This is a genomic window from Vibrio hepatarius, from assembly GCF_001274785.1.
GTDB lineage: Bacteria > Pseudomonadota > Gammaproteobacteria > Enterobacterales > Vibrionaceae > Vibrio > Vibrio hepatarius.
In genome coordinates this window covers 105382-111653 of record NZ_LHPI01000035.1, presented here as the reverse complement: position 1 = coordinate 111653, position 6272 = coordinate 105382, and the positions used below count along the sequence as shown (strand labels likewise).

6 protein-coding genes, 2 tRNA genes and 1 riboswitch are annotated in these 6272 nt (G+C 46.1%); all 8 genes read left to right on the top strand.

Annotation, left to right across the window (positions count from 1 at the left end; all coding sequences use genetic code 11):
- Window positions 1-21: 21 nt before the first annotated feature.
- The 8 genes from AKJ31_RS21375 to AKJ31_RS21345 all read left to right on the top strand — a co-directional run bounded on the left by AKJ31_RS21375 (window position 22) and on the right by AKJ31_RS21345 (window position 6258).
- Window positions 22-98: transfer RNA gene (locus tag AKJ31_RS21375), tRNA-Asp, on the top strand.
- 62 nt (window positions 99-160) lie between these two features.
- Window positions 161-237 (top strand) — tRNA-Trp (locus AKJ31_RS21370).
- A gap of 376 nt (window positions 238-613) precedes the next feature.
- On the top strand, window positions 614-997 hold the full coding sequence (gene crcB, locus AKJ31_RS21365; RefSeq protein WP_053411050.1) for a fluoride efflux transporter CrcB: 384 nt from the start codon (window positions 614-616) through the stop codon (window positions 995-997).
- A 64-nt stretch (window positions 998-1061) separates the two neighbouring features.
- Window positions 1062-1160, top strand: a riboswitch (TPP riboswitch).
- A gap of 156 nt (window positions 1161-1316) precedes the next feature.
- Window positions 1317-3257: a phosphomethylpyrimidine synthase ThiC gene (thiC, locus tag AKJ31_RS21360; protein WP_053411049.1), complete on the top strand. Its 1941-nt coding sequence runs from the start codon at window positions 1317-1319 to the stop codon at window positions 3255-3257.
- A complete protein-coding gene (locus AKJ31_RS21355; RefSeq protein WP_053411048.1) occupies window positions 3257-4519 on the top strand; it encodes a thiamine phosphate synthase in 1263 nt (420 codons plus the stop codon). The genes thiC and AKJ31_RS21355 overlap by 1 nt, the downstream gene beginning before the upstream one ends.
- Complete coding sequence (locus AKJ31_RS21350; RefSeq protein WP_053411047.1) at window positions 4509-5276, top strand: HesA/MoeB/ThiF family protein; 768 nt, start codon at window positions 4509-4511, stop codon at window positions 5274-5276. The genes AKJ31_RS21355 and AKJ31_RS21350 overlap by 11 nt, the downstream gene beginning before the upstream one ends.
- A gap of 3 nt (window positions 5277-5279) precedes the next feature.
- On the top strand, window positions 5280-5489 hold the full coding sequence (gene thiS / locus AKJ31_RS23120) for a sulfur carrier protein ThiS (RefSeq protein WP_072161419.1): 210 nt from the start codon (window positions 5280-5282) through the stop codon (window positions 5487-5489).
- Between the two features lie 4 nt (window positions 5490-5493).
- A complete protein-coding gene (locus AKJ31_RS21345) occupies window positions 5494-6258 on the top strand; it encodes a thiazole synthase (protein ID WP_053411046.1) in 765 nt (254 codons plus the stop codon).
- Window positions 6259-6272: the final 14 nt, after the last annotated feature.

Sequence of the window (6272 nt, the reverse complement as noted above, 5' to 3'; positions counted from 1 at the left end):
ACTTAAATGTCTAACCAGTGCGGAGCGGTAGTTCAGTTGGTTAGAATACCGGCCTGTCACGCCGGGGGTCGCGGGTTCGAGTCCCGTCCGCTCCGCCACTTATTTTAAAAGCCTCGCTTAATGCGAGGTTTTTTCGAATCTAGAATATGAAAAATTCTACAGGGGTGTAGCTCCAATTGGCAGAGCAGCGGATTCCAAATCCGCGTGTTGGGAGTTCGAATCTCTCCACCCCTGCCATATTTAAGGCTCTAGTTGAAAAACTAGGGCCTTTTTAATAGTAACTACTCTAATGAAATAGAGCATTGGATTCGCGTATTAGCAAAATAGCGTGAGTCATGAGTTTGAATCTCTCCGGCACTCCTCATTCATATCTAAGGCTCTAGTCGCAAGACTGGAGCCTTTTTCGTTTGGCTGTATTACCAAGTTATCAATGGGCAAACTCGCGGAGCCCCAAAATTACAAGAAATTGGGCGTGTGATAGCGATATTGTCCTAATACGTTACTCCTGTAACTTTTTAAATTTCAAACTTTGTTTGAGTCCATATGTTTGATTTTATTGTTCGAAAAAGGAGCACTCATCGTTACAATAGTAAGTCATTTATTAGGGGGAGTTATGGGGCAGTTTTATATTCTTGGTTTTATTGCAGTCGGTGGTGCGTTCGGTGCCTGCTCTCGCTATTTGATTTCTGAACTTTGTGTGTCGCTATTTGGTCGTGGATTCCCCTATGGGACACTTTCCGTCAATGTTATCGGTTCGCTGATAATGGGATTACTGATCGCTGCTTTTGAAAACGGTACATTAGCGACGGAGCCGTGGCGTCAGATTATCGGTCTAGGCTTCTTAGGTGCATTAACGACCTTCTCGACTTTTTCAATGGATAATGTGCTTCTGATGCAACAGGGCGCCTTTATCAAGATGGGATTGAACGTACTACTTAACGTGGTATTGAGCATTTCAGCTGCTTGGGTAGGCTTTCAGCTACTTATTAAAAGTTAAGCCGTATAACGTATTAAATTTACACAACTCAGCTTGGTTTATCTAAGCTGATTTTATATACTCGTAACACTTGTCGGAGTGCCATAAGGCTGAGACCGTTAATTCGGGATCCGTTGAACCTGATCAGGTTAACACCTGCGAAGGGAACAGGAGTAGATATCTACACTAGTTTTCTATCTAGTGGTCTATCAAACGCTCGAGCGTGGTTAATAACTCGATTATTCAAACACCACAGTTCGACGCCTCTTGTCGCATCTATCCGCCAAGCATTTTTATCCAACTACTTTTTATCTAGCATAACAAAGCAAGGAAAAATGCTATGTCGAGTCGCAAACAAGCGAGACTGGAAGCAAAACAGTTTATTGATACCTTATCGGTACAACCATACCCAAACTCTAAGAAAGTTTACGTTGAGGGCTCTCGCCCTGACATTCGCGTGCCTATGCGCGAAATCACCCTCGCCGACAGCTTAGTCGGTGGTACAAAAGATAACCCAATTTTTGAGCCTAATGAGCCTATACGCGTTTATGATACTTCAGGCGTGTACACTGACCCTGATTACGCTATCGACCTTTACAATGGCTTACCGAAGCTTAGAGAAGGTTGGATTGAAGAGCGTTCGGATACTGAAATCCTTGATGATGTAAGCTCGGTATATACGAAAGAAAGGCTAGAAGACGAAACGCTTGATGAACTGCGTTATGGAAATCTACCACGTATACGACGTGCTAAAGAGGGGCAATGTGTTACTCAGCTTCACTATGCACGCAAAGGTATTATCACGCCGGAAATGGAGTACATCGCTCTACGTGAAAATATGGGCAGAGCGAAGTATCGTGACGAAGTATTAAACCAACAGCACCCTGGACAAAGTTTTGGTGCTAACTTGCCTAAAGACATTACCGCTGAGTTTGTCCGTAAAGAAGTAGCAGAAGGTCGAGCAATCATTCCTTCGAATATTAACCACCCTGAATCTGAGCCAATGATCATTGGTCGTAACTTTTTGGTCAAAGTTAACGCAAATATTGGCAACTCGTCGGTGACATCTTCTATCGAGGAAGAAGTCGAGAAACTGGTTTGGTCTACCCGTTGGGGTGGCGATACTGTAATGGACTTATCGACAGGGCGTAATATTCACGAAACGCGCGAATGGATTTTGCGTAATAGCCCTGTGCCGATTGGTACAGTACCTATGTATCAAGCGCTAGAAAAAGTGAATGGCATTGCTGAGAACCTCAACTGGGAAGTGATGCGCGATACGCTTATTGAGCAAGCAGAGCAGGGCGTCGACTACTTCACGATTCACGCTGGTCTGTTGCTACGTTATGTACCAATGACGGCTAAGCGTGTCACCGGTATTGTTTCTCGTGGTGGTTCTATCATCGCCAAATGGTGTCTTGCCCATCATCAGGAAAGCTTCCTATACACCAACTTCCGTGAGATTTGTGAGATTTGTGCTAAGTACGATGTCGCGCTTTCATTAGGTGATGGCCTGCGCCCTGGCTCGGTTGCAGATGCCAACGATGAAGCGCAGTTTGCTGAACTACGTACTTTAGGTGAATTGACCAAGATCGCGTGGGAATACGACGTCCAGGTTATCATCGAAGGCCCTGGTCATGTGCCAATGCACATGATTAAAGAGAACATGGAAGAGCAGCTTGAGCATTGTCACGAAGCTCCTTTCTATACGCTTGGTCCTTTGACAACCGATATTGCGCCTGGATACGACCACATTACGTCTGGTATCGGTGCGGCAATGATTGGTTGGTACGGTTGTGCAATGCTTTGCTACGTTACGCCTAAAGAGCATTTAGGTCTGCCTAATAAGGAAGACGTAAAGACCGGCCTGATTACCTACAAACTTGCTGCTCATGCAGCTGATCTGGCAAAAGGACACCCTGGAGCTCAGGTTCGTGATAATGCACTGTCTAAAGCACGTTTTGAGTTTCGATGGGAAGACCAGTTTAACCTAGCGCTGGACCCAGATACCGCGCGCGCTTTCCACGACGAAACGCTTCCGCAAGAGTCAGGAAAAGTTGCTCACTTCTGCTCTATGTGTGGACCTAAATTCTGTTCAATGAAGATCTCTCAAGAAGTTCGTGAATACGCTAAGGACACTAAACAAGTCGCAGCTGACCAAGCGATCTCGGTTAAGTTGCTCGATGATCCACTAGAGGGAATGCGTCAAAAGTCTGAGGAGTTTAGAGCAACCGGCTCTGAGTTATACCACCCAGCAGTGACGGCAGAAGCGGAGGAGTGATGACTAAAATCCTTATTCCTGCTGAGTGTCTTGAGCTGACTGGCAGCGTTCAGCAATGCTTGTTATTAGCAGGGGAACAACGATTTATAGTCGACGATATTGAGTTGGGTGTAAGCCCGACTCATACCGTTTTGGTATCTAAGCAAAACGATACCATTGGCTTAGTGGCAGATCTGTATACCGATCTGCCTCCTTGTGTCAGCCAAGACTATTCATTCTCATATACCCTTGCCTATAACAGTAATTTACAGCTTTGTGATGATTTCGGACGAACGGAAAACACGGTGTACCTCGCTGTTCATGATGAAAACCGTTCCCTTGATATTTGGCATCACTGCTTAACTGGTGAGACGCGCGCGTTGTCTTTTAGCTCCGCTAATAAGGCAGATAACTCGCTTCACTTTTCTTGGGTTATCACTCTGCTTGCCATCGATTTTCCGCTTGAAGATTGTCTGACGTTGGCGCGTGCGATGAGCTATGTTTCACGTGAAACATGGACGAATGATTACTCCCATTTTCCAATCCCGGTTATTGAAGACTCACGTTTAGGTATCAAAGTGGGTTGGGGAGTGAACCAAGATACGATCCATTTTCCGACCTTATCTAAACCTAGCCTAGGACTCTATCCTGTGGTTGATAGTGTCAATTGGATAGAACGCTTACTTAACCTAGGTGTGAAAACCCTTCAACTTCGAATTAAGAATCCAGCGCAAGATGACCTTGAGCTACAGGTAAAGCGAGCGATTGAACTTGGCAGACAATTTAAAGCTCAAGTATTTATTAATGATTATTGGCAACTGGCGATAGAGCATGGGGCCTATGGTGTTCACTTAGGGCAGGAAGATCTTGAAGAGTCTAACCTCAAACAGTTGAGTGATGAAGGCATTAGGCTTGGACTATCAACACACGGCTATTACGAACTGTTGCGAATTGTTCAGATTGCACCGAGCTATATTGCGTTGGGACATATCTTTCCAACCACAACTAAGCAAATGCCTTCCAAACCTCAAGGCCTAGTCCGCTTGTCGTTGTACCAAAAACTCATTGATACCATCCCTTATGGAAGTGAGATCGGTGTGCCAACGGTTGCCATAGGCGGTATTGATCTAGCCAATGCAAGTGACGTTTGGCAATGTGGAGTGTCGAGCTTAGCAGTTGTTAGGGCTGTTACTTTGTCTAATGAACCACAAAAAGTGATTCAAGCTTTTAGCCAGATCATGGCCGCACATTCACATAATCAGGAGCCGAGTCATGTTGAGTGATAGCGCATTCCTTAGATACCAACGACAAATTGCGTTGCCAGAAATTGGTGAGATTGGGCAATCGAAGCTTAAACGTTCTTCGGTGTTGATGATTGGTTGTGGTGGTTTAGGAAGTGCCGCTGGGATGTATTTGGCTGCTGCTGGTATTGGTCAGCTCGTGATCTGCGACGATGATATTGTTGAAACCAGCAACCTACAGCGACAAGTGATATACCGCGCGAACGATATCAATACTGCTAAAGTGGACGCAATGGCAAGTCAGATGCAAAGCATTAACGACGAGCTTAAAGTCAGAAAGCTGAATAAACGTCTTACTCAAGAGCAACTCTATCTCGAAGTTATGATGGCGGATGTAGTGCTGGATTGTAGTGACAACTTATCAACGCGCCACTTGGTTAATCGTGTCTGTCAGAGTCAAGCTAAGCCCCTCATTTCAGGCTCGGCGATCGGCTGGCAAGGACAATTTGTTGTTTTTGATTTCGCAGAATCCCAAACCGGGTGCTACCAGTGTTTGGTTCCTGATGAAGTGCTTGACCGCCCAAACAAGTGCAGCGAAAGCGGTATCCTTGGTCCGGTGGTGGGCACGATAGGTAACTACCAAGCGTTAGCGGCTTTGCAGATCATCGCCTTAGATAAAGTCGGTTTTAAAGCCAGCGAATTGCACCTTTTCGATGGCATGAGCCTCAAATGGCAAACTCTAACTATTAGGCCTGACTCGAAATGTCGCATCTGCGGTAAGCATGAAAAAGTGAGTTGAAGTATGGAAACCGCGCGAATTTTAATAAATGACCAAGCTCATCATGTGCAGCTCAATAGCTCGCTATCGACAATCATTGAGCAACTTTCATTGCCCGCGTTAGGGTGCGTATTTGCCATTAACAATACGGTGATACCACGTAGCGAGTGGTCGAGTACACACCTAAATGACGGTGATGCTATCTCACTTTTTCAAGCCATCGCAGGAGGGTAATTGGATGCTGACGATTGCGAATAAAACATTTCAGTCACGCCTGTTTACAGGTACGGGCAAGTTTGCCAACAGTCGAGTTATGGCCGATTCAATTAAAGCGTCGGGCTCTCAACTGTCAACGATGGCACTCAAACGTGTCGACGTGAATAACCAGCAGGACGACATTCTCAAGCCGATTATCGATATGGGTGTGGACTTGCTGCCGAATACATCCGGTGCCAAAAATGCTAAGGACGCCATTTTTGCCGCTCATTTGGCACGTGAAGCACTTGGAACCAATTGGCTTAAATTGGAAATTCACCCTGATCCAAAATATCTGATGCCAGACCCAATTGAGACTTTAGCTGCAGCAGAGCAGTTGGTGAAAGATGGCTTTGTCGTTTTGCCATACTGCCATGCGGATCCGGTCTTATGTAAGCGTTTGGAAGAAGTCGGTTGCGCAGCGGTCATGCCGCTCGGTGCACCAATTGGATCGAACAAAGGGATCGCGTCTCACGATTTTATTGAGATCATTATTGACCAGGCAAAAGTTCCGGTCATCGTTGATGCAGGAATCGGTGCACCTTCTCATGCCGCAAGAGCGATGGAGATGGGGGCTGATGCGGTACTCGTTAATACGGCCATTGCGGCTGCGGCAGATCCTATGGCCATGGCGACGGCGTTCAAACTGGCGGTGGATGCGGGTAGAACGGCTTATGAAGCTGGCTTGGCGGGTAAGGTTTCACACGCCGTTGCATCCAGCCCGTTGACTTCGTTTCTTGATAACTGAGGTGAGAGGTGAAC

What these genes read in the sequence shown, in the direction of transcription:
- crcB (WP_053411050.1), top strand. Translation starts at nt 614, where the DNA reads ATGGGGCAGTTTTATATTCTTGGTTTTATTGCAGTCGGTGGTGCGTTC.
- thiC (WP_053411049.1), top strand. Translation starts at nt 1,317, where the DNA reads ATGTCGAGTCGCAAACAAGCGAGACTGGAAGCAAAACAGTTTATTGAT.
- AKJ31_RS21355 (WP_053411048.1), top strand. Translation starts at nt 3,257, where the DNA reads ATGACTAAAATCCTTATTCCTGCTGAGTGTCTTGAGCTGACTGGCAGC.
- AKJ31_RS21350 (WP_053411047.1), top strand. Translation starts at nt 4,509, where the DNA reads ATGTTGAGTGATAGCGCATTCCTTAGATACCAACGACAAATTGCGTTG.
- thiS (WP_072161419.1), top strand. Translation starts at nt 5,280, where the DNA reads ATGGAAACCGCGCGAATTTTAATAAATGACCAAGCTCATCATGTGCAG.
- AKJ31_RS21345 (WP_053411046.1), top strand. Translation starts at nt 5,494, where the DNA reads ATGCTGACGATTGCGAATAAAACATTTCAGTCACGCCTGTTTACAGGT.